This window comes from Nonomuraea sp. NPDC049158 (genome assembly GCF_040648335.1).
Classification (GTDB): Bacteria; Actinomycetota; Actinomycetes; order Streptosporangiales; family Streptosporangiaceae; genus Nonomuraea.
In genome coordinates, this window is record NZ_JBEZDM010000017.1 from 128,865 (window position 1) to 150,230 (window position 21,366).

General features: G+C 71.1%; 20 protein-coding genes. 11 read left to right on the plus strand and 9 right to left on the minus strand.

The window, feature by feature from the left end:
* The first annotated feature begins 58 nt into the window (after positions 1-58).
* Positions 59-295: a hypothetical protein gene (locus AB0B61_RS32240; RefSeq protein ID WP_357953147.1), complete on the plus strand. Its 237-nt coding sequence runs from the start codon at positions 59-61 to the stop codon at positions 293-295.
* 28 nt (positions 296-323) lie between these two features.
* Here the strand turns inward: AB0B61_RS32240 and AB0B61_RS32245 are convergent, their stop codons facing one another.
* On the minus strand, positions 324-758 hold the full coding sequence (locus tag AB0B61_RS32245; protein ID WP_358439833.1) for an ATP-binding protein: 435 nt from the start codon (positions 756-758) through the stop codon (positions 324-326).
* A gap of 68 nt (positions 759-826) precedes the next feature.
* Positions 827-1,372 (minus strand): helix-turn-helix domain-containing protein, encoded by a 546-nt coding sequence (locus AB0B61_RS32250; RefSeq protein WP_358439836.1) that lies wholly within the window; start codon positions 1,370-1,372, stop codon positions 827-829.
* 110 nt (positions 1,373-1,482) lie between these two features.
* Between AB0B61_RS32250 and AB0B61_RS32255 the strand changes: the two genes are divergently transcribed.
* Positions 1,483-3,054, plus strand: a complete 1,572-nt coding sequence (locus tag AB0B61_RS32255) for an MDR family MFS transporter (protein WP_358439839.1) — start codon at positions 1,483-1,485, stop codon at positions 3,052-3,054.
* Here AB0B61_RS32255 and AB0B61_RS32260 read toward each other — a convergent pair.
* On the minus strand, positions 3,035-3,355 hold the full coding sequence (locus tag AB0B61_RS32260) for an STAS domain-containing protein (RefSeq protein WP_225292910.1): 321 nt from the start codon (positions 3,353-3,355) through the stop codon (positions 3,035-3,037). The genes AB0B61_RS32255 and AB0B61_RS32260 overlap by 20 nt on opposite strands.
* 68 nt (positions 3,356-3,423) lie before the next feature.
* On the opposite strand from AB0B61_RS32260, the gene AB0B61_RS32265 reads away from it, so the two are divergent.
* From AB0B61_RS32265 to AB0B61_RS32290, 6 genes are all read left to right on the plus strand, one after another.
* Entirely contained in the window at positions 3,424-4,386 is a 963-nt protein-coding gene (locus AB0B61_RS32265) for a GNAT family N-acetyltransferase (RefSeq protein WP_358439841.1), read from the plus strand.
* A 186-nt stretch (positions 4,387-4,572) separates the two neighbouring features.
* Complete coding sequence (locus AB0B61_RS32270; RefSeq protein ID WP_358439844.1) at positions 4,573-5,427, plus strand: shikimate dehydrogenase; 855 nt, start codon at positions 4,573-4,575, stop codon at positions 5,425-5,427.
* Between the two features lie 15 nt (positions 5,428-5,442).
* A complete protein-coding gene (locus AB0B61_RS32275; protein WP_358439847.1) occupies positions 5,443-7,389 on the plus strand; it encodes a TIM barrel protein in 1,947 nt (648 codons plus the stop codon).
* A complete protein-coding gene (locus AB0B61_RS32280) occupies positions 7,355-8,020 on the plus strand; it encodes a TetR/AcrR family transcriptional regulator (RefSeq protein ID WP_357953133.1) in 666 nt (221 codons plus the stop codon). Before AB0B61_RS32275 ends, AB0B61_RS32280 begins: the two co-directional genes overlap by 35 nt.
* 200 nt (positions 8,021-8,220) lie before the next feature.
* On the plus strand, positions 8,221-9,558 hold the full coding sequence (locus tag AB0B61_RS32285; RefSeq protein ID WP_358439850.1) for an MFS transporter: 1,338 nt from the start codon (positions 8,221-8,223) through the stop codon (positions 9,556-9,558).
* The gene (locus AB0B61_RS32290) at positions 9,555-10,493 is read left to right on the plus strand and encodes an N-acyl homoserine lactonase family protein (protein WP_358439853.1); all 939 of its coding nucleotides are present in this window, start codon (positions 9,555-9,557) and stop codon (positions 10,491-10,493) included. Before AB0B61_RS32285 ends, AB0B61_RS32290 begins: the two co-directional genes overlap by 4 nt.
* A gap of 73 nt (positions 10,494-10,566) precedes the next feature.
* On the opposite strand, the gene AB0B61_RS32295 is transcribed toward AB0B61_RS32290, so the two are convergent.
* From AB0B61_RS32295 to AB0B61_RS32320, 6 genes are all read right to left on the minus strand, one after another.
* Positions 10,567-11,268, minus strand: a complete 702-nt coding sequence (locus AB0B61_RS32295) for an ABC transporter ATP-binding protein (protein ID WP_358439855.1) — start codon at positions 11,266-11,268, stop codon at positions 10,567-10,569.
* Positions 11,265-13,133: a branched-chain amino acid ABC transporter ATP-binding protein/permease gene (locus AB0B61_RS32300; protein WP_358439857.1), complete on the minus strand. Its 1,869-nt coding sequence runs from the start codon at positions 13,131-13,133 to the stop codon at positions 11,265-11,267. Before AB0B61_RS32300 ends, AB0B61_RS32295 begins: the two co-directional genes overlap by 4 nt.
* Positions 13,130-13,999 (minus strand): branched-chain amino acid ABC transporter permease, encoded by an 870-nt coding sequence (locus tag AB0B61_RS32305; protein ID WP_225292901.1) that lies wholly within the window; start codon positions 13,997-13,999, stop codon positions 13,130-13,132. Before AB0B61_RS32305 ends, AB0B61_RS32300 begins: the two co-directional genes overlap by 4 nt.
* A gap of 7 nt (positions 14,000-14,006) precedes the next feature.
* Positions 14,007-15,152 carry an ABC transporter substrate-binding protein gene (locus AB0B61_RS32310; RefSeq protein WP_358439860.1) on the minus strand — a complete coding sequence of 382 codons (1,146 nt, stop codon included), beginning with the start codon at positions 15,150-15,152 and terminating at the stop codon, positions 14,007-14,009.
* Positions 15,153-15,258: 106 nt separating this feature from the next.
* On the minus strand, positions 15,259-17,022 hold the full coding sequence (locus tag AB0B61_RS32315; protein WP_358439863.1) for a thiamine pyrophosphate-binding protein: 1,764 nt from the start codon (positions 17,020-17,022) through the stop codon (positions 15,259-15,261).
* Positions 17,019-18,467, minus strand: a complete 1,449-nt coding sequence (locus tag AB0B61_RS32320; protein WP_358439865.1) for an aldehyde dehydrogenase family protein — start codon at positions 18,465-18,467, stop codon at positions 17,019-17,021. The genes AB0B61_RS32315 and AB0B61_RS32320 overlap by 4 nt, the downstream gene beginning before the upstream one ends.
* A gap of 185 nt (positions 18,468-18,652) precedes the next feature.
* Here AB0B61_RS32320 and AB0B61_RS32325 point away from each other — a divergent pair, with 185 nt between their 5' ends.
* The 3 genes from AB0B61_RS32325 to AB0B61_RS32335 are packed head-to-tail and all read left to right on the plus strand — an operon-like array spanning position 18,653 to position 21,365.
* Positions 18,653-19,426, plus strand: coding sequence for an IclR family transcriptional regulator (locus tag AB0B61_RS32325; RefSeq protein WP_358439868.1), 774 nt, complete (start codon positions 18,653-18,655; stop codon positions 19,424-19,426).
* 18 nt (positions 19,427-19,444) lie between these two features.
* Positions 19,445-20,599 (plus strand): CoA transferase, encoded by a 1,155-nt coding sequence (locus AB0B61_RS32330; RefSeq protein ID WP_358439871.1) that lies wholly within the window; start codon positions 19,445-19,447, stop codon positions 20,597-20,599.
* Complete coding sequence (locus tag AB0B61_RS32335) at positions 20,592-21,365, plus strand: citryl-CoA lyase (RefSeq protein ID WP_358439874.1); 774 nt, start codon at positions 20,592-20,594, stop codon at positions 21,363-21,365. Before AB0B61_RS32330 ends, AB0B61_RS32335 begins: the two co-directional genes overlap by 8 nt.
* Position 21,366 lies beyond the last annotated feature (1 nt).

Sequence of the window (21,366 nt, forward strand, 5' to 3'; positions counted from 1 at the left end):
AAGCGTGATCTACCCGAAACTCGCGCATAAGTGCCGGTTCTCGGGGCATCTCCGGCTGATGTTGGCAGTGCTCAGCACGATCGCCTCACTGGTGATCGTCCTCATCCTGGCGTTCCTGGCCGTCTTCCTCATCTCCGTGGCCGTCCTGCTCGCGCTCGCGCTGATGGCGGGATCGACGGCCCACAAGTCCGAGGTACGGCCGGTCATGGGAGGGCTCGAGGCACGGTTGCGGGGGACGACGATTGGGAGAACACGATTGGGGAGAAGGGGTGAGCAGGTACGACCGTCCGCCTGAGCGTGGGGGCCGTGCTTCGGAAGCCCGTTCAGTTGGCGATGAAGTGCGGCCCCGCCGCGCCCGGCGCGAAGCGCAGGCGCTTCTCCAGGCACACCACCGAGCCGTCCTCGTGCCGGTTGGTGAAGCGGATGTCGTCGGCCAGTGCCCGCATGATCTGAATCCCCCGGCCGGACTCGGCGTTGGGCGCCGCCTCGCCGATGTTGGGCGGTGGGTCGAAGCCCCCGCCCATGTCGATCACTCTGATGACGCAGAGCTTGTCGTAGACCCCCGCGCTCACCACGAACTCGTCGCTCGGGCCCGCGTGCCTGACGACGTTCGAACACGCCTCGGTGAGCATGAGCTCGATGTCGTCGCGGATCTGCGGCTCCACCCCCAATGACCTCAGTGTGCCGTCGAACATCTGCCTGATCAGGGGGACGCTGGCCGCATCCCTGGGCAGCCGGAGCGCTATCGTGGCCTCCACCGCACCTCCTCCGTAGTCCATCGGACGCGTGGGTGGCCTCTGCCCATTCAGCCCCGTCCCAATCGTCCCTACGGTTCCATGAGCCGGAGCGCGACCTCCAGCGCGGCCTCGCTGATCTCCTCTTCGGTCAGCTTCTCGTCCTGCGCCATCCACTTGCCCGCGTGCAGCGTGAACAGCGCCATCGAGCGGCTGATCCGCACGGCCAGCGGGTCGCCGGGATCGGTGACCTCGGAGGTCAGCTCCAGCATCACCTCGCGCATCCGAAGGATCTTCGGGTGATCGCGCAGCGCCGTCTGGTTGCGCTCCATGAAGCGGGCGACCTCGAGGTAACGCTCGTTCTTCAGCTTGTCGGCGTAGCGCAGGAGCAGCTCGCGGCGTGTCTCCGGCGTGTTCGACCGGCTCCTGAACCAGGCCAGGAGCTCCTCCATGTCCGCCACCCGCAGGTCGGCCAGGCTGGCGACGATGTCTTCCTTGGTCTTGAAGTGGTAGTAGAGCGCCGCCTTCGTCACGCCGAGCTCCTCCGCGATCTCTCGCAGCGAGGTCGCCTCGTAACCCTGCTCGATGAAGAGCTTGAGCGCGATCTCTTGGATCCGGCTCCGCGTGTCTTCCCGCAATGTGCACCTTATTTCGACTTGATTCGACTTGACCGTCGGCAAGTAAGGTTTCTAGCTTATTCTATGCTTGCCGGTCGGCAGGTAAGCAAGGACGTTCAGTGGGGGTGTGTATGGCGGAAACGGTCGCACGACGGCGTGAAGTCATGGTGGTCCTGCCCGGGCTGATGCTCGCGATGCTCCTCGCCATGCTCGACAACATGATCATGGGTACGGCGATGCCGCGCATCGTCGGCGAACTCGGGGGACTGACCCATCTGTCATGGGTCGTCACAGCCTACGTTCTCGGTACGACGGTCTCCACTCCCATCTGGGGAAAGATCGGCGACCTGTACGGCCGCAAGACCATCTTCATGATATCGATCGTGATCTTCATGATCGGCTCCATGCTCTGCGGAATGGCGGGCTCCTCCCTGCTCGGCGGTCCCGACAACGGCATGGCCGAGCTGATCGGGTTCCGCGCGCTGCAGGGACTGGGCGCCGGCGGCCTCGTGGTCAACGTGATGGCCATCATCGGCGACCTGGTGCCGCCCCGCGAGCGCGGCCAGTACCAGGGCATCATGGCGGGCGTCATGTCGCTGGCCATGATCGCGGGCCCGCTGGTGGGCGGCTTCATCACCGACAACCTCAACTGGCGCTGGGCCTTCTACGTGAACCTGCCGGTCGGCGCCATCGCCCTGGTCGTGCTGGCGCTGCGGTTGAAGCTCCCCAAGCTGCACAACCGGGTGCGGATCGACTGGCTGGGCGCGATCCTGCTGTCCGTCAGCATCACCGCGATGGTCCTCATCACCACCTGGGGCGGCAACCAGTACACCTGGGGCTCCTGGCAGATCCTCACGCTGGTCGCGCTCGCCGTGGTCACGCTGGCGGCGTTCATCTTCGCCGAGGGCAGGGCGGCCGAGCCGATCATGCCGCTCCAGCTGTTCCGCAACCGCAACTTCGCCCTGATCTCGGGCATCGGCTTCCTGCTCGGCTTCGCCATGTTCGGCGCCATCAACTTCCTGCCGCTGTTCCAGCAGACCGTTCAGGGCGCCTCGGCCACCAACTCGGGCCTGCTCCTGCTGCCGATGATGGCCTCGGCCATGGTGGTGTCGCTGTTCGTCGGCCGGGCCATCACCGCCACGGGCAAGTACAAGATCTACCCGGTGCTCGGCGGCGTCGGCATGGCCGTGGCCATGTGGCTGCTGTCGACCATGGACGTCGCCACGCCCAGCTGGCGCACGGGCGTCTACATCGCCGTCCTCGGCCTCGGCATGGGCTTCCTCATGCAGACCACGATGCTCATCGCGCAGAACAGCGTCGAGCAGAAGGACCTCGGCGTCTCCAGCAGCGCCGCCACGTTCTTCCGCTCGATCGGCGGCTCGTTCGGCGTCTCGATGTTCGGCGCCATCTTCAACAACCACCTCCTGTCCGAGCTGACCGGCCGGTTCGGCCCGCAGGCGGCGGACAAGATCGCCAAGGGCGGTGGCCGGTTGGACCCGGCGGCGCTCGGCCAGATGCCGCCGCAGATGCGCACCGGCCTGCTGGAGTCACTCGCGGCGTCGATCTCCGGCGTCTTCTGGTGGGCCATCCTGTTCGCCGTGGCCGTGCCGGTGCTGGCGCTCTTCATCAAGGAGATCCCCCTGCGCGGGCGTCCGTCGGCCGACGCCGCCGAGCATGAGGTGGTCAGCCCGGCGGCAGGCTGAACAGCTTGTCGAGCCCGGTCATCCGCATCAGGTTACGCAGATAGGGCGTCAACGCCACCACGCGCAACTCGGCGTCGGCGCCCTCGACCTGCCGCTGGAGGCGTACGAGAGCGGCCAGGCCGGAGGAGTCGATGAAGGCCAGCTCCGACAGATCAACGTCAAGCCGGCGATAACCGGCGTCGAACGTCAGCCCCGTCAGATCGGCGGCGGTGTCGAAGTCAAGGTCGCCGCTCAGCGCCAGCCGGATCGTCATTCCGTCCAGCGTGGCGACATCGATGCGCAACGGCGTCTTGTCGAGCACCGTCTCAGCTTATCCACAGCGCGGATAATGGGAGGCGTGGGGCGCCCGGGTTCGGGAAAATCGCCGCTATGAAGCCCTCCGGTGCCCATCAGTTCAGCCGCCCCCGGGCGGCGGACGCCCCCGCCATCCACGAGCTCGTCGCGGCCTGCGACCTCGCCGTCATCGGCGTTCCCGACGCCACACTGGCCGACATCGCCGACGAGCTGGCGGAGCCGGACTTCCATCTCGACACCGACGGCTGGCTCGTCCACGACGCCGACGGCACGCTGGTCGGCTGGGCCTGGGCGGTCGCCAAGGGCGACAGCGACATGATCGACATCGAGGTCCTCGTACGCCCCGGCGTCGAGGGGCTCGCCGACGAGCTCTGGCGCCTCGTCCTCGACCGCGCCGGGGAGCTGGCGCTGGAGCGGGGCCACGACGCCGCCACGGTCGACATCGGCATCTACCGGGCCGACACCGGCAGGCAGGCGCTGGCCAAGGAGCGCGGCTTCGAGCCCGGCACCAGCTTCCACCGGATGCGCGTCGACCACGAGGGCCCGGTCGAGCCGCCCGCCCCGATCCCTGGGCTGACCCTCCACAGCGGGGAGGCCGACGCCGTCCGCCGGGAGGCGCACCAGATCTACCAGGAGGCGTTCGCCGACCACTTCGGCTTCGTCAAGGTCGACTACGAGCACTGGCTCGAACGCAGGCAGGCGCAGAGCATCACCGACTGGGCCCAGCTCGTCGTCGCCAGGATCGACGGGCGGCCGGCGGCGGTGGTGATCGGCAACAACCAGTTCGTGCCGGACGAGGACTGCGGCTACGTCGCCACGCTGGCCGTCCTGCCCGAGCATCGAGGGAAGGGGCTGGGTCGCTTCCTGCTGCGGCACGCCTTCGCCGCCGACGCGGCGCGCGGGCGGCGGGGGACGCTGCTGCACGTCGACTCCAACAACACCTCGCCCGCGCTCGACCTCTACCTGTCGGCGGGCATGCGTCCGGTCCTGGTGATCGACGTCTGGCGCCGCCTGATCAGGCCCGCCCAAACCGCCTGATCCGCCCGCACAAACCGCCTGATCCGCCCACCCGAGCCGCCTGATCCGGCCCACTCGCGAGCCGCCTGGTCCGCCCGCCCGTGAGAGCCGCCTGACGGTCGGCTCTCGCGGGTGGTGCCGCTTCCGGTCTAGCGTACGAACGTACTAGTTCGTACATTTGATGGGACTGGAGGAGAGTGAGAGCGGATGAGCTCCTATCTGATCGGCCTGATCGGCGCCGGGATCGGCCCGTCGTTCAGCCCCGCGCTGCACGAGCGCGAAGCCGACGCGCACGGCGTGCGCTATGTCTACCGGCTGCTCGACATCGGCGAGCTGGGACTGGGCGCCGACGCCGTGGGAGAGCTGGTCCGTACGGCGCGGCGGCTCGGGTACGACGGCCTCAACATCACCCACCCGTGCAAGCAGACCGTGATCCCCTTCCTGGACGAGCTGTCGGCGGACGCGGCGATGCTCGGCGCGGTCAACACCGTCGTGTTCGAGGGGCGGCGGGCCGTGGGGCACAACACCGACTGGACCGGGTTCGCGGAGTCGTTCGCCCGGGGACTGCCCGACGCGCCGACCCGGCAGGTGGTGCAACTGGGCGCGGGCGGGGCGGGGGCCGCGGTGGCGCACGCCCTGCTGACCCTCGGCGCCGACCAGGTGGTGCTGGTCGACGCCGCGGAGAGCCGGGCGGCCTCGCTCGCCGCCGACCTGGCCGGCCGGTTCGGGCCGGACCGGATCCGCACCGCGGCCCAGGCCGAGCTGGGCGGGCTGCTCGCGACGGCGGACGGGCTGGTGCACGCGACCCCCACCGGGATGGCGCAGCACCCCGGGCTGCCGCTCCCCGCCGAGCTGCTGCGGCCGGAGCTGTGGGTGGCCGACATCGTCTACCGGCCCCTGGAGACCGAGCTGCTGCGCCGGGCCGGGGCGCTCGGCTGCCGGACCATGCACGGCGGCGGCATGGTGGTCTTCCAGGCCGCGCATGCCTTCCGCCTGTTCACGGGCCGCGAGCCCGACGCCGAACGGATGCTCACGCACCTCACCGACCTGATCGCCGCCTGACCGGGAGGTCTGCCCATGCGTAAGTCCATCGCCACCGTCTCGGTCAGCGGGACGCTGGCGGAGAAGCTGACCGCCATCTCCGCCGCGGGCTTCGACGGCGTGGAGATCTTCGAGAACGACCTCCTCGTCTCCCCGCTGAGCCCGGAGGAGGTACGGGCCCGGGCCGGGGATCTGGGCCTCGGCATCGACCTGTACCAGCCGTTCCGCGACTTCGAGGCGGTGCCCGGCGACGTACTGGCCCGCAACCTGCGCCGGGCCGAGCGCAAGTTCGAGCTGATGGAACGCCTCGGCGCCACCCTGCTGCTGGTCTGCTCCAGCGTGTCACCCGACGCGGTCGACGACGACGAGCTGGCCGCCGAGCAGCTGCGCCTGCTCGCCGAACGCGCCGCCGGGCACGGCATCAGGATCGCCTACGAGGCGCTGGCCTGGGGCAGGCACGTCAACGAATACCTGCACGCCTGGCGGATCGTGCGCATGGCCGGCCACCCGAACCTCGGCACCTGCCTCGACAGCTTCCACATCCTGTCGCGCGGCTCCGACCCGATCGGCATCGAGGCGATCCCGGGCGACCGGGTGTTCTTCCTCCAGCTGGCAGACGCGCCGCTGCTGGCGATGGACGTGCTGCAGTGGAGCAGGCACTACCGGTGCTTCCCCGGCCAGGGCACCTTCGACCTGGCGGGGCTGGTGAGCCACGTGCTGGACACCGGGTACGCCGGGCCGCTGTCGCTGGAGGTGTTCAACGACGGCTTCCGGCAGGCCGATGCCGGCCGGACGGCCTTGGACGCCATGCGGTCGCTCATCGCCCTGGAGGAGGCCACCGCCCTGCGACGCGCCGCGAACCCGCCCTCGTTGATCCCGCGACCGGTCATCCCGCCTCCAGTCATCCCGTCCGGCTTCGCGTTCGCCGAGCTGTCCGTCCCTCCCGCCGACGTGCCCGGGTCGTCCGGACCGGGGGAGTCGCACGGGGCGTCCGGTCACGCGTACGAGCTGGGTGGGCTCCTGGCGGCGCTCGGCTTCGTACGCACCGGGACGCATGCCCACAAGCCGGTCGAACTGTGGGAGCAGGGAGAGGCCCGGATCCTGCTCAACGCCACCGGCGACGGACCCGCGCTCGCCGCGATCGGGCTGGAGAGCCCGGACCCCGCCGGCTCCGTACGGCGTGCCGAGTCGCTGCTGTCACCGGTCCTGCCCCGCCACCGCGCCCCTCGGGACGCCAGGCTGGACGCGATCGCCGCACCCGACGGGACCGAGCTCTTCTTCTGCCGCACCGGACATCCCGACCATTCCAGCTGGACCGACGACTTCGAGCCCCGCGCGGAGGGTGAACCGGCGGCCGGGGGCATCACCCACATCGACCACGTGGCGCTCACCCAGCCCAGGCACCACTTCGACGAGGCCGCGCTGTTCTACCGCACCGTCCTCGGCCTGCGCCCCCAGGAGAGCCTGGAGGTCCCCGACCCCTACGGCCTGCTGCGCAGCAAGGCGATGTCCACCCGGGACGGCGCCGTACGGATGGTGCTCAACATCAACCAGGTCGGCGCCCAGCACATCCCCTGGCAGCACATCGCCCTGGCCTGCGACGACATCGTGGCCACCGCCCGCGGGCTGCGCGCCGTAGTCCCCGACCTGCTGCTCGCCGTCCCCGCCAACTACTACGACGACCTGGTCGCCCGGTACGACGTGCCCCCCGAGCTGCGGGAGCTCGGCCTGCTGTACGACAGGGACGAGCACGGGGAGTTCCTCCACCTGTACACGGTCACGGCCGGGCGGGTGTTCTTCGAGCTCGTCCAGCGCGTCGGCGGCTACCAGGGGTACGGCGCCGCCAACGCGCCCGTCCGCCTGGCCGCCCAGCACGCCGGGGCCCAGCGGCCGGGACAACGGTCATCTAGGATTGGCGCGACCCCTGTCGGCCCGACCGTGGAGCCCCATGACCTCGCAGCCACTCGCTCGCGCCGCCGGTGAACGTCAGCGTGACGCCGACCGGACCAAGGCGGAGATCCTCCAGGTCGCGCAGCGGGAGTTCGCGCGGCACGGGTACGCCGGCGCCAGGGTGGACGAGATCGCCGAGCGGACGCGCACCACCAAGCGCATGATCTACTACTATTTCGGCGGCAAGGAGCAGCTCTACATCGCGGTCCTGGAGAAGGCGTACACCGAGGTGCGGGCCGCCGAGCGGACCGTCGACGTGGCGCACCTGGCGCCGGTGGAGGCCATCCGTACACTGGCGGAGCTGACGTTCGACCACCACGACGCGCACCGCGACTTCATCAAGCTGGTCGGCATCGAGAACATCCACGAGGCCGAGCACATCCGCAAGTCCGAGGTGCTGGCCAACCTGGGCGCGCCCGTGCTCGACATCATCTCCCGCATCCTCGACGCGGGGCAGGAGTCCGGCGACTTCGTCACCGAGGCCGATGCCATAGACGTGCACATGATGATCAGCGCGTTCTGCTTCTTCCGGGTCGCCAACCAGCACACGTTCGGGGCGCTGTTCGGCCGCGACATGACCGCGCCGGAGCACCGCGCCAGGCTGCGCACGATGGTCGGCGAGCTGACCGTCGCCTACCTGCGTGGCGCCGGCGCCCCCGCGTAGCATCCGGTGCTCTCGCGTAGTGCCCGCGCGCCACGTAGCGCCCGCGCCCCGCACGGTGCCGACGCCCCGCGTAGTGCCGCCCACCTGCGGCCGGACGGCCGCACCCGATCTCGGCCGCTCCGGAGAGGGTTTGTACACACCCTTGTAATGTACGAACCAGTGAGTTAGTTTCGGGGCTATTCTCACCCGGGAGGAGCCCCGTGACCGACATCCCCACTCCCCAGGGAAAGCCGCGCAAGGCCGCGATCGCCGCCTGGATCGGCAGCGCCCTGGAGTACTACGACTTCTTCATCTACGGCACCGCCGCCGCCCTGGTCTTCAGCAAGGTCTTCTTCCCTTCGTCCGCCCCGGGCACCGGAACGCTGCTGGCCCTGGCCACGTTCGGCGTCGGCTACCTGGCCAGGCCCGTCGGCGCGTTCGTGCTCGGGCACGTGGGGGACAAGTTCGGGCGCAAGAAGGTGCTGGTCTCCACGCTGGTGCTGATGGGGCTGTCGACGTTCCTGGTCGGCTGTCTGCCCACCTACGACCAGGTCGGGGTGCTGGCCCCGGTGCTGCTGGTGGTGCTGCGGCTGATGCAGGGGTTCTCGGTCTCGGGTGAGCAGGCGGGCGCGAACTCCATGACCCTCGAACACGCCCCGGAGGGCCGCCGCGCCTACTACACCAGCTTCACGCTCAACGGCACGCAGGCCGGGCAGATCATCGCCACCGCGATCTTCCTGCCGATCGCGGCGCTGCCCGAGGAGCAGCTGCTGAGCTGGGGCTGGCGGGTACCGTTCTGGCTGAGCATCGTGGTGGCGGCCGTCGGGTTCGTGATCCGGCGCACGCTGGAGGAGACGCCCGCCTTCGAGCGGGAGGTCGCCGAGAACGGCGTCGCCAAGCTGCCGCTGGTCGTGCTGTTCCGCGAGCACGGGACGGACGTCCTGCGGGTGATCGTGGCCGCGGTGATCGCGTCGGTGAGCACGATCTTCACCGTGCACGCGCTGTCGTACGCGGTCAACACGGTGGGGCTGGAACGCGCGCCGATACTGTGGGTCGGCGTGCTGGCCAATGTCGCGGCGGTGATCACGATCCCGCTGTGGGGGAAGCTGTCGGACCGGGTGGGGCGCAAGCCGGTGTTCATCGGCGGCTCTCTGGGATGCGCGGTGCTGATCTTCGCCTACCTCTGGGCGATCTCGGCCGGCGGCTATCCGCTGATCTTCGTGGTGGGGATCCTGATGTTCGGTGTCGTGCACAGCGCGACCAGCGGGGTCTGGCCGTCGTTCTACGGGGAGATGTTCAGCACCCGGGTACGGCTGTCCGGGATGGCGATCGGCACGCAGATCGGGTTCGCCATCGCCGGGTTCGCGCCCACGCTCGCCACGGCGGTGGCCGGTACGGGCCGGGACAGCTGGCTGGGCGTCTCCCTGCTCACCGCGGCGCTGTGCCTGATCAACGTGGCCGCCGTGGCCACGGCGCGGGAGACGTACCGGATCCCCACCGACCAGCTCGGCGTCAAGCCCGCCACCCTCGCACCGACCACGACGGCGAGGGCGACGTGAGCGACGAGCGTGGCGCGAGCGGCGGGCACGACGTGGGCGGCGAGCGTGGCCTGAGCGGTGGGCACGACGTGGGCGGCGAACACGATGCGAGCGACGAGCACAGCGCGGGTGGCGGGAACAGCGCGCCCGGCGGGGGCAGCGCGGGTGGCGGTGAGTTCCGCGTCTACGCCATCCAGTACGCGCGGCGCGCCGCCCTGCGCGGTGAGCACTTCCACGGCCACGACGGGCGGGCGGGCGAGCCGCACCCGACGGCGTACTACACCTGGCTGGCCGTCTCCGACCGGCACACCGTCGTCATCGACACCGGCATCAGCCGCGCCCGCGCCGCCCGGATCGACGGCCTCGACTACCTGGCCGCGCCCGCCGAGACGATGGCCGAGCTGGGCGTGCGCGCCGACGCGGTGGGCCACGTGGTGCTCACCCACCTGCACTACGACCACACGGGTACGGCCCGCGACTTCGGCGCCGCCCGGTACGTCCTGCAGCGCGCCGAGCTCGACTACTGGACCGGCCCCTGGGCCCGGCGCGTCACCAGGGAGCGCTGGCTGATGGACGAGGACGACGTGGCGCACCTGCGGGCGGCGGAGAAGGAGGGGCGGATGGACCTGCTCGACGGCGACGCCGAGGTGGTCCCCGGGCTGAGCGTCCACCTGGTCGGCGGGCACACGGCGGGCATGCAGGTGGTGCGGATCCGGACCGCGCGCGGCCACGTGGTGATCGCCTCGGACGCGAGCCACTTCTACGAGAACATCGAGGACGACCGGCCGTTCCCGATCCTGCACAGCATGACCGGCATGTACGGGGCCTTCGACCGGATCAACGAGCTCGCCGACGGCCCGCACCTGGTGGTGGCCGGCCACGACCCCGAGGTACTCACCCGCTTCCCGCCACTCACCGATGCCCTGACCGGCCGGGTCGCCGTGATCGCCCCATAGCACCTGTGGGGAGCCCCCAGCGGAGCATCCGCGAGAGACCCGGGGGAGAACCTGCTGGAGCGCCTGCGGGGGCTCACAGGCCGAGGTAGATGCGCCGGACCTGGGGATCGACCCGCAGGGCGGCCGAGGTGCCGGTGGCCGCGATCTCCCCGTTCTCCATGACCAGGCAGGCGGAGGTGACATCGAAGGTGAGCTTGGCGTTCTGCTCGACCAGCAGGATGCTCAGCCCGTCGGCGTTCAGCCTTTTCAGCCCGGTCACGATCTCCTCGACCAGGATCGGCGACAGTCCCATCGACGGCTCGTCGAGCAACATCACCCGGGGCCGGCACATGAGCGCGCGGCCGATCGCCAGCATCTGCTGCTGACCCCCGGACAGCGCTCCGGCCAGGCGCTGCCGCATCTCGCCGAGCACCGGGAACAGATCGTAGACCTCGCCGATCGGCGTCCGCTTCCAGTCGCCGGTGTAGGCGCCCAGCAGCAGGTTCTTCTCCACGGAGAGCCCCGGGAACACGTGCCGCCCCTCGGGGACGTAGCCGATGCCGTGGCGGACCAGGGTGTGCGCGGGCGCGCGCAGCAGATCGTGGCCGCCGAAGGCGATGCGCCTGGCCTGCCGGGGCGCCAGGCCCATGACGGCCTTGAGCGTGGAGGTCTTGCCCGCCCCGTTGGCGCCGATGATGCCCAGGGACTGGCCCGGCTCCACCGTGAAGCTCACATCGTGGGCGGCCCGCACCCCGCCGTAGTGCACCGACAGTCCTTCGACGATCAGCGTGCTCATCTGGCGGCCTCCTCGGCAGCGGATCCGGCGGCGGCCTCGGGGGCGGGCCGGGCGGTGGGTTCGGGGGCGGACTCGATGGTGGATTCGGCGGCGGACTCGGCGGCGATCCGGGAGGGTGCGGACATCGAGTCGCCCAGGTAGGCCGCGACCACGTCGGGCTGGACGGCGACGTCCGCGGGCGCGCCGTCGGCGATGACCTTCCCGCCGGACAGCACGGTGACCCGGTCGCACAGCGACATGACCAGGCCCATGTTGTGCTCGATCACCACGACCGTCACGCCGGAGTCCCTGATCGAGCGGACGATCTCGGCGAGCTGCCGTACCTCCTCGCCGTTGAGCCCCGCCGCCGGCTCGTCGAGCAGCAGCAGCGCGGGCGCCATCGCCATCGCGCGGGCCATCTCGATCCGCCGCTGGATCCCGTACGGCAGGGCGCGCGGCGCGGCGTCGGCGAAGTCCCGCAGCCCGAACCGGCCGATCAGCTCATCGGCCCGCACCCGCAGCGCCCGCTCGAATCCGAGCACGCTCCAGGGAAGCACGAGGTATCGCCAGACCCAGCGCGTCCGTGTGCGGTCCAGGCCGACCAGGATGTTCTCCCGGACGGTGAGGTCGCCGAACAACCGCAGGTTCTGGAACGTGCGGGCCACTCCCAGCAGCGACAGCCGGTACGGAGCCGCGCCGGTGACCTCCCGTCCCCGGAACAACACCCGGCCGGACGTCGGCGTGTAGAAGCCGCTCACGACGTTGAACAGCGTCGTCTTGCCCGACCCGTTGGGCCCCACGACGCCGCGGATCTCGCCGGCCGTGATCGTGAGCGACACCTGATCGAGCGCGGTCAGACCCTTGAACCGCATGGTCACAGCGTCGACCTCCAGCAGGTCCGCACCCACCTGGTCGTTGGCCCGGTCGTACGGCTGGAAGGGACCCAGTGCGGCTCGCGCCCCGGCGGCCCGGCGGCGCCGGAGACGGGCGGGTAGCCCGGCCAGCCCGGTGGGGGCGAAGACCACCACGAGGACGACCACGCTGCCATACCCGAGCTGAGCGTAGGCCGACACGTCCAGCAGCGCCTCCCTGACCAGCGACAGCGCCACCGCCCCGACCACACAGCCGAGGATGCTCCGCCGGCCGCCGATGATCACCATGGCCAGCAGGAGGAACATGTTGGCGATGCTGAACGTCTCCGGCGCCACGAACCGGATGAGCCCGGCGTACAGGACACCGGCGATGCCGCCGTACAGGCCGGACAGCACGAAGGCGGTCATGCGCAGCAGCGGGATCTCCGCGCCGAGCGCGCCGGCGGCCAGGTCGTCGTCGCGCATGGCGCGCAGCCGGCGGCCGAGCGGCGAGTGGGTCAGGAACAGCGCGAACGCCAGCGCGAGCGCGAACACCACCAGCTCGACGTAGTAGAAGAGGTACTCGCTGGACAGGTCCACCCCGAACAGCGGCGGCACCGGGATGTCGCTGATGCCCTCGGCCCGCCCGGCAATAGTCGCGTTGGTGATCCAGTTGACGAAGGCCAGCGCCAGTCCGAGTGTGACGATGCCCAGATAGTGCGACTGCATCCGCAGCGCGGGCAGGCCCACCAGCAGCCCGACCAGGACGGCGGCCAGCAGGGCCAGCGCGGCGGCGGTCCAGAAGCCGAGCCCGGCCCGGGTGGTGAGGATGGCGACGGCGTAGGCGCCGACGCCGAAGAAGGCGATCTGCGCCAGGTTGATCTGCCCGGCCACGCCCATGGCCAGCCCGAGGCCGATGCCGAGGACCGCGAAGATGATCGCCACGTCGACGACGTGGATGGCGTAGCCGCCCAGCCCGTACGGCAGCAGCCAGGCCGCCACGGCTGCGGCGATGAGAGGGATCAGCCGTTTCACGCTCGGTTCACCGTCGTCTCTCCGAAGATGCCGGTGGGGCGGACCATCACGATGGCGGCGAAGACCAGGAACGTCACCAGCTCCGAGTACTCCTGGAAATGGCCGGCCGCGAAGGAGTCGAGCAGCCCGAACGCCATGCCGCCGGCGATCGCGCCCCGCATGCTGCCGAAGCCGCCGAAGATCGCGGCGGCGAAGCCCTTGATGCCCAGCGAGCCGCCCATCGTGGGGTTGACGTAGAGCATCGGCCCGATGAGCCCGCCGGCCAGCGCCGCCAGGCCCGCGCCGATCGCGAAGGCCATGGCGTTGCTGCGGCCGACGTGGATGCCGACGGCGGTGGCCGCCTCGTGGTCCATCGCGACCGCCTGCATGGCCGCGCCGCGCTTGGTGCGCTGCAGGAACAGCCCCAGCAGGACCGTGGCCGCGGCCGCCACGGCGATGACCAGCAGGCTGTAGGTCGGGATCTTGATCCCGGCGACGTCCAGCGGCGCGGTCGCCACCGGCGACGGCACGGCGTGGCCGGTCGCGCCGAACACCCGGATCGCCCCGGCCTCCAGCACGGTGCCGAAGCCGATCGTGCCGATCAGCATGAGGTCGAAGTCCTTGTTCTCCAGCGGGCGCAGCACCCGCTCGATGACCAGGCCGATCAGCGCGGTCACCGCGATGGCCACCGCGACCGCGACGGGGAAGGGCAGCTTGGCGAACATGTACAGGTTGGAGGCGGCGTAGGCGCCGATCATCACCACGTTGCCGTGGGCGAAGTTCACCAGGCCCATGGTGCGGTAGACGATCGAGAAGCCCATGGCGACCAGCGCGTACACCGCGCCGAACGTCACGCCGCCGATGAGGGTCTGCAGAAAGACCTGCACGGTGCTCCTAGCCGGCCGACTCGGCGACGATCTTCCCGGCCTTGATGAGACCGATCTGGGTCGCGTGGATGCCCACCCCGGAGTCGTCGTAGGCGAAGTCGCCGAGCAGGCCGTCGTGCTTGACCGCGCGGATCGCGTCGGCCAGCGGCCGGCCACCGGCGCCCTTGGTCTGCTTGAGCGCCTCGATGAGGATCTTGGCCCCGTCGTAGGCCTTGGCGCCGTGCAGTTCGGCGGCCTCGCCGAACGCGGCCTGGTAGGCGGCCGAGAAGGTCTTGCTCGCCTGGCTCGCGTCGTTGCTGAGGTAGGGCGAGCTGATGACCGAGCCCTCGGCGTTGTCCGCGCCCGCGGTGGTCACGTACACGTCGGTGCCCATGGGGGCGCCGCCCGCCAGGACCGCCTTCAGCCCCAGCTCGCGGGCCTGCTTGGCGATCAGCCCGGACTCGACCTCCTCGGCGCCGACGAACAGGACGTCGGGGTTCTTCTGCCGGATGGCGGTGAGGGAGGCGCTGAAGTCCTTCTGGTCGGGGGTGACGGCCTCGTCGGCGATGGGGGTGAGGTTCCTGGTCTTGAGCGCGGCCAGGAAGGCGTCGTGCTCGCCCGCGCCGTAGGTGCCGTTGTTGCTGATCAGCGCGATCTTCTTGTAGCCCTTGCCATCGACCAGGTACTTGGCCAAGGTCTCGTCGTAGGTCACGCTGGTCGGCGCGTTGAGGAACAGGAACGGGCTCTTGAGCGCGGCGAGCTTGGGCGACTGTCCCGAGGTGATGTTCGGGATTCCGGCGTCCTTGAGGATGGGCGCCATGGCCAGGGTGACGGCGCTCTCGGCGGTGCCGAGCATGGCGACGTAGCCCTCACCGGCGATCTTCCTGGCCAGGTTCGTGCCGACCGTGGGGTCGCCCTGGTCGTCGAACAGGTCGAGCTGGATCTGCCGCCCGTTGACGCCGCCGGCCTTGTTGGCCTCGTCGACGGCCAGTTTGACGCCCTTGTTCTCCCATTTGCCGAGCGAGCTGAGCTGGCCGCTCTGCGCGTTGATGTTGGCGACCTTGATGGGTCCGGTGGCGTCGGCCTGCTTGCCGGACTGCTGTCCCGGCGCGGAGCAGGCGGTGAGTGTGACGATGAGCGATACGGCGGCGATGGGGAATCTCGCGGGAAACACGGTTCACCTCGTTTGGGGGGAGTCGACATGGCCGTGTAATGCACGAACTAGTACGTTAGTTATACGGCCGGGTGTGACCAGAGGAAATATCGAACGGGCAACGGTTTCAGGCGGGGAAGACGCCCTGGTAGATGTCCTTGATGTTCCAGTGGCCGGGGGTCGGGACGGGCTCGTTGACCATGGGCACGTCGATCACCGCAGGTCGCCGGTCCGCCACCGCCTTGCGCAGTGCCGAACGGAGATCGCCGGGCGTGGCGACCGTGTGTCCGTCGGCCCCGCAGGCCCGCGCCAGGGCGGCGAAGTCCGGGCTGTAGGGCCGTCCGGCGGGATCGGTGAAGTCGCAGCCATGACTGCGGCCGAAGTGGGCGGACTGCAGGTCGGAGATCGTGCCGTGCGACCGGTTGTTCATCACCACGAAGATCACCGGCGCGCCCAGCTCCACGGCCAGTGGCACGGCGGGGAGCTGGGCGCCCATGCCGCCGTCGCCGATCAGCGCCACCACGGTCAGGTCCGGCGCGGCGAGCTGCGCGCCGACGGCGGCGGCGGGGCCGAAGCCCATGGTGGACGCGCCGCCGGGGGTGATGAAGCGGCCCTCGGGCGGCAGCTCGTAGCACTGCGCCACGCCGTTCTTGTTCCAGCCGACGTCGGTGACCAGGATCGTGTCCGGTGGCACCGAGTCGCGCAGGTCGGCCAGGATGCGCTCGGGCCGCAGGGGGAAGTCGTCGCCGCTCCCGCGTTCCCTGCTCGCGCCGAACAGCTCCGACCTGGCCGCGCGGATCCGTTCCCGCAGCGCGGGACGGCTCACCTCCGGGTGCGCCGCGGCCGCCGCGGCGATCGCCCCGATCGCCAGAGCGGCGTCGGCGACCGCGCCGATCTCCGCCGGGTAGTTGCGGCCGATCTCGGCCGGGTCGAGGTCGATCTGGAGCAGCCGGCCCTTGTCCCCGAGCGTCCAGGTGAAGCGGGGGTCCCAGGAGCTCGAGTCGGTCTCGGCGAAGCGGGTGCCCAGCGCCAGCACCACGTCGGCCTCGCGGGCGTAGTCGTTGGTGAGCTCCAGCCCCCAGAACCCGGTCATGCCGAGGACCAGGGGGTGCGCGTCGGGCACGGTCCCCTTGGCCATCAGCGAGTGGGCGATCGGGATGTCGAGCCGCTCGGCCAGGCGGAGCAGCGCCTCGGCGGCGTCGCGCAGGCCGCCGCCCGCGTAGATCAGCGGCCGCTCGGCCCCGGCGAGCGCGGCCGCGATCCGCTCGGCGACGTCCGCCGGCAGGCCGGGCGGCTCGGCGCGGCTGATGGCCGGGTACGGCTCGGCGGGCCTGGAGAAGACGTCCATGGGCACGTTGACCAGCACCGCGCCCGGCCGGCCCGTCGTCGCCGTCCAGAAGGCGCGCTCCACGGCCCGGCCGAGGTCCTGGGCGCGGCGCACGTTCCACGCCCGCTTGACGAACGGCCTGAAGACGGCCGCCTGGTCGGCGTCGGCGTGCAGGTTGATCTCCTGGTGCGGGTGCCGCCCGTGGTAGTAGGAGGGGACGTCGCCGGAGATCACCACCATCGGCACCGAGTCGAGCGCCGCGGTCAGCACGCCGGTGGTGGCGTTGGTCAGGCCGGGGCCGACGTGGACGAGCAGCACGCCGGGCTTGCCCGACACGCGGGCGTAGCCGTCGGCGGCGTGCGCGGCGGCCTGCTCGTGCCGGGCGATGACGAACCGGATCCGGCTGTCGGCGAGCGCGTCCAGCACGGCGATGTTGGTGTGGCCACAGGTGCCGAAGACGTGCGTGACGCCCAGGTCCTCCAACTGCGCGACGAGCGCGTGCGCGGAGGTGGTGGCCTCAGAGGTGGTGGCCTCAGAGGTGGCGGTCTCAGGGCGGGTGGTCACTGTTCTCCCCAGATGCTCAGGCCCCGCAGCAGGAGGGTCTTGGTCACGGTGAAGTCCTCGATCATCCAGCGCGGCGACTCGCGGCCGATGCCGGAGTCCTTGACGCCGCCGAAGGGGACGTGGTCGAGGCGGAAGTTCGACGACCCGTTGACCACCAGCCCGCCGACCTCCAGCTCCCGCCAGGCCTGGACGATCCGCCGCACGTCATGGGTGAACAGACCGGCCTGTAAGCCGTACCGGCTGCTGTTGCACGCCTCGATGACCTCGTCGAAGCCGTCGTAGGGCAGCACGGCGACGAGCGCGCCGAACACCTCCTCGCGGACCAGCCGGGCATCGGCGGGCGGCGCGGCGACCACGGTCGGCTCCATGACCGCCCCCGACCGGGCGCCGCCGGTCGTGATCGCGGCGCCCTGGCCGGCCGCCTCGCCGGCCCAGCGGACCACCCGCTCGGCGGCGTCGTCGTCCACCATCGAGCCGACGTCGGTCGCCGGGTCCAGCGGGTCGCCCACGACCAGGGACTTCACCTCGGCGGTCAGCGCGGCCACGAACTCCTCGAACCTGCCGCGCTGGACGTAGACCCGCTGCACCGAGATGCAGCTCTGGCCCGAGTTGCTGTAGCCGGTGCGCGCGCAGACCCGCGCCGCCTCGGCCACGTCGGCGTCCTCGCAGACGATCGTGGCGGCGTTGCCGCCGAGCTCCAGCAGCACCCGCTTCGGCCCGGCGGCCCGCGCGACGGCGGCGCCGGCGCTCACGCCGCCGGTGAAGCTGACCACGGCGATCTCGGGCGCGGCGCACAGCCGCGCGCCCACGTCGGCGCCGCCGTGCAGCACCTGTACGGCCTCGACCGGCATCCCGGCGGCGAGCAGGATCCGCACCAGCTCCGTCGAGACCCCGGGCGCCTGCGGCGGCGGTTTGACGATCGTGGTGTTGCCCGCGGCGAAGGAGGCGCCGAGCTTGTGCGCCAGCAGGTTCGCCGGGGCGTTGAACGGCGTGATCGCCAGTACGGGACCGGCGGGGGCGCGGCAGGTCAGCGCGGTGTTGCCCACGCCGCGCGCCCAGCCGGCCACCGGCAGCACCTCGCCGCCCAGCGCCCTGGCCTCGGCCGCCGAGACCGACAGCGTGTCGGCCACCCGCAGCACCTCTCCGCGCCCGTCCTTGACCGGCTTGCCGAGCTCGACGGCCAGCAGCCGGGCCAGCTCCTCGCCGCGGGCGGTGACCTCGGCCGCGGCGCGCTCGAGGATCGCGGCCCTGGTCGCCGGGGCCAGCCGCGCCACCGCTCCGGCGGCCGGCCCGGCGTAGGCCAGGGCCCGGGTGATGTCGTCCGGGGTCGCCGTACGGGCCCGGCTGACCGTCCGGCGCAGGTAGGGGCCGGTCCGCTCGGCCGCCGGGCCGTCTGTCAGCCACGTCCCGGCGACCAGGCAGCCCGCTTGGTGGATCGCATCCATTGTGACTCCACTAGGTGGTGCATCAGAACCGCACTGTGGACTTGCTCAAAGTATGAGCACATCCCAGTCCGCGCAAGAGGAACCGCGTGGTGGAACGTCTGGACCGTATAATGGACCGAGTGTTAGCGTACGGACCGCATGAGAGGGTGAGCAGGAGTTCACCTTCGACCGACAAGTGAGGACCCGTGCCCGCGAACTTCCCGGCAGAATCCGGCGAGACCGGTGGCGTGCGCAGCGTTCAGCGAGCGTTCGACATCCTGTCCCTGCTCGGCGAGGACCGGCGGATCCTGACGATCCGCGAGGTCGTCGACGAGACCGGCCTGGCGAAGACGACGGCGCTGCGCCTGCTGCAGACCCTGGAGCACATGGGCCTGCTGTGGGCCGCGCCCAAGGGCTACACCGCCGGGCCCGCCCTGTGGCGGTGGGCGCACCTGGCCCGTAGCGCGTGGGAGCTGCCGCCGGAGACCGTCAAGCTCATGCGCGACCTGGCGGCCCGGCAGCGGGAGACCGTCAACCTCTACGTCGCCAGGGACGTCCACCGGATCTGCATCGCCCAGCAGGAGAGCCCGCAGCCGCTGCGCCACGTGGTGCGGGTCGGCGACGAGCTGCCCATGTGGGCGGGCGCCTCCTCGAAAGTCCTGCTCAGGGACGCGCCTGCGCGGCTCCTGTCGCGGATCGCCCGCTCCTCCCCGTACGGCGAGGCGCACCTGGAGACGCTGCGGCAGTGGATCGCCCAGGCGGCGGAAGACGGCCACGCGGTCAGCCACGGCGAGCGCGAGCCCGGCCTGTCCGCCGTCGCCGTGCCCGTGACCGGCGGCACGAAGGCGATCGTGGCGGCGCTCACCCTCAGCGGGCCGACCGTGCGCTTCACGGAGGAGCGCGTGGCGGAGTTCGTCGCGGACCTGGGCGAGGTGGCGGGGCGGATGTCGGAGCGCGGGTTCGACCATCCATTGACCTGACCGATGGGGAGAGCGTGAATGCAGCAGTTGCCACTGGACGGGGTCAAGGTCGTCGATCTGACCAGCGTGCTCGCCGGACCCTACTGCAGCTACCAGCTGATGCTGTTCGGCGCCGAGGTGGTCAAGGTCGAGCTGCCCGGCAGCGGCGACCTGGCCAGGCGCCTCGGCCCTGACGACGAGCTCAACCGGGACCGGATCGGCGCCTCCTTCCTGGCCCAGAACGCGGGCAAGAAGTCCGTGGAGCTCGACCTGAAGAGCCTGGCGGGGCGGATGGCCTTCGAGGCGATGGTCACCGGCGCCGACGTCCTGCTGGAGAACTTCCGGGCCGGGGTGCTGGCCAGGCTCGGCTACGACCGCGACCGGCTGCGCGAGCTCAACCCGCGGCTGATCTACTGCGCGATCTCCGGCTTCGGCCAGAGCGGCCCGATGAGCGGGGCCCCCGCCTACGACCAGATCATCCAGGGCCTGTCGGGCATGATGAGCGTCACCGGCACCCCCGACACGGTGCCGATGCGCGTCGGCTTCCCGGTCTGCGACACGATCGGCGGGCTGATGGCCGCCATGGCGATCTGCGCCGCGCTCGCCGGGCGGCACCGTACCGGCCGTGGCAGCTTCCTCGACCTGTCCATGCTGGAGGCCTCGATCTCGGCCATGGGCTGGACCGTGTCCAACTACCTGGTCAGCGGCGTCGAGCCGGAGCCGATGGGTGACCAGAACGCCACCGCCGCGCCGTCCGGCACGTTCGAGACCGCCGACGGGCCGCTCAACATCGCCGCCAACCAGCAGACGCAGTTCGAGACGCTCTGCCGCCTGATCGGCCGCCCCGAACTGCCGGCCGACCCGCGCTTCGCCCTCCCCGAGGGCCGCAAGGCCCACAGGAAGGCACTGAACGCCGAGCTCAACGACGCGCTGCGGGCCAGAACGGCGCTGGAGTGGGAGGAGCTGCTGTCCGGCCACGGCGTGCCCGCGGCCCGCATCCTCACCGTCCCGCAGGCGCTCGCGCTCGACCAGCTGCGCCATCGCGGCTTCCTCACCGAGCTGAGTTTCCCCGACGGGACCGATCGCCGCCTGACCGTGACCGGCAACGGCGTGCTCGTGGACGACGAACCGCTGCGTCCCCCGGCCTCACCACCGCGGCTCGGCGCGCACAACGAGGAGTACGCGCATGAGTGAGGCGGCCGACTGGTGGGGCACCGCCGTCTCCAGGATCGAGCCGGACGTCATCGAGCTGCGCGGCAGGCCGGTCCAGGAGCTGATCGGCCGGGTGGGGTTCGCGGAGATGGTCTGGCTCATGCTCCGCGGCGACCTGCCCGATCCGCGGCGGGCGGCGCTGCTGGAGGCCGCGCTCGTCTCCTCGGTCGACCATGGCCCGCACGCGCCGTCCATCGCCGTCGCGCGGATGGCGATCACCTGCGGCGTCGGGCTGAACAACGCCGTCGCCACCGGCGTCAACCTGCTGGGGGACGTCCACGGCGGGGCGGGGGAGCAGTGCGTGGAGCTGCTGGAGGAGGCGCTGGCCCGCGGCGACACGGCGGCCACGGTGGCCCGCTGGCGGGCCCGTGACAAATACCTGCCCGGGTTCGGGCACCGCTTCCACTCCCGCGACCCGCGCCGTGACCCGCTGCTCGGCCTGGTGGAGCAGGCCGTGGCGGACGGTGTCGTGCCGGGCGGGCACCTGCGGGTGGCCAAGGAGGTCGAGGAGCTGATCAGCCCGGTCCCGATGAACATCGACGGCGCGACCGCCGTCGTCTACGCCGAGCTCGGCTTCCCCGCGCCCCTGGCCAGGGGGCTGTTCGTGCTCGGCCGCAGCGTCGGCATCCTGGCGCACGCCTGGGAGGAGTCGGGGCAGGGGCGGCGCAACAAGGGCCCCCTGCCCCCCTCGATCCGGCCGACGTATCTCGGCCGGCAGGCTCCTGATCGGCAGACTCCGGGTCAGTAGC